Source organism: Streptomyces sp. NPDC015220 (assembly GCF_043079345.1).
In the GTDB taxonomy this organism is placed as follows: domain Bacteria; phylum Actinomycetota; class Actinomycetes; order Streptomycetales; family Streptomycetaceae; genus Streptomyces.
In genome coordinates, this window is record NZ_JBIBUK010000064.1 from 1 (window position 1) to 1,011 (window position 1,011).

Here is a 1,011-nt window from a genome sequence, read left to right on the forward strand (position 1 = left end):
AGGTCCTCCAGGCCGGCATCGCCGCCATCGGCACCACACTCAAGATCGAACTCGACATCCAGGCCGTCCAGGGCACCACACTCCCGGCCGCCTGAGCACCCAGCCCAGCCCAGCAGGGCATGGGCCGGGCCGGGCCGGGCGGCTCGGGCCGGGTCGCCGCCCCGCCGCGGTGACCCGGCCGCCCGGCCGCGGTCAGCCGGTGGCCTCACGGACAAGGGCGAGCAGGGCACGCAGTTGTTCACGATCCTCGGCGGCGAGGGCGGCCGTCGCCTCGGCGAGCGCCAGGCGGACCACCTCCTCCGTGCTGTTCGGCGCGATGTTCCTGGCCGGGCACCACGACAGCAGGCCCGCCCGCTTCGACCTGCCGGGCCTGCTGCTGAGCGCGGCCGCGCTGGGCAGCGTGATGTTCGGCGTCTCCGAGGGCCCCGACCGCGGCTGGTCGTCCGCCGCCGTCATCACCTCGCTGGCGCTCGGGACGGCGCTGCTGGCCGCCGCCGTCGTGGTCGAACTTCGCAGTCCCAAGCCGTTGTTGAGGCTCCGCCTGTTCGGGGACCGGCTCTTCCGGGACACCAACCTGCTCAATCTGGTCGGCCTGGTCCCCATACTCGGCGCCATGTACATCGGCCCGCTCTTCCTCCAGCAGGCCCAGGGCCGCACCGCGCTGGAATCCGGCCTGTCCACCGCCCCCGAGGCGTTCGGCGTCCTGCTGACCGTCCAGGTCGTCGGCGTCCTGTACGCGTCCCCGCGGCGCCGGCGCGAGCGGCTGGACACGTAGCACGCCGCGATGCGTGCCCGTGGCGGTCACCGCCGCACCCGCACGCCAGGTCTGGTGACGGACGCTCCGGGCCGCCGATCAGGTGGCGAGTGTTTTCGGGATGGCCGTCCGGTTGTCCCTGGCGGTGCGGTCGGCGGTGATGGCGGCCATGACCAGGTGGCGGGCCGCGTGCAGGATGTCCAGGGCGGCGCGGGTGTGGCCGGTCGGGGGCTGTCCGGTGGGTGGTGCGGGGGTGC

The 1,011-nt window shown here is 74.4% G+C and carries 1 protein-coding gene; it reads left to right on the plus strand.

Annotation, left to right across the window (positions count from 1 at the left end):
* Positions 1–301 precede the first annotated feature (301 nt).
* The gene (locus ACF061_RS39080; RefSeq protein WP_392271782.1) at positions 302–775 is read left to right on the plus strand and encodes a hypothetical protein; all 474 of its coding nucleotides are present in this window, start codon (positions 302–304) and stop codon (positions 773–775) included.
* The last annotated feature ends 236 nt before the right edge of the window (positions 776–1,011 follow it).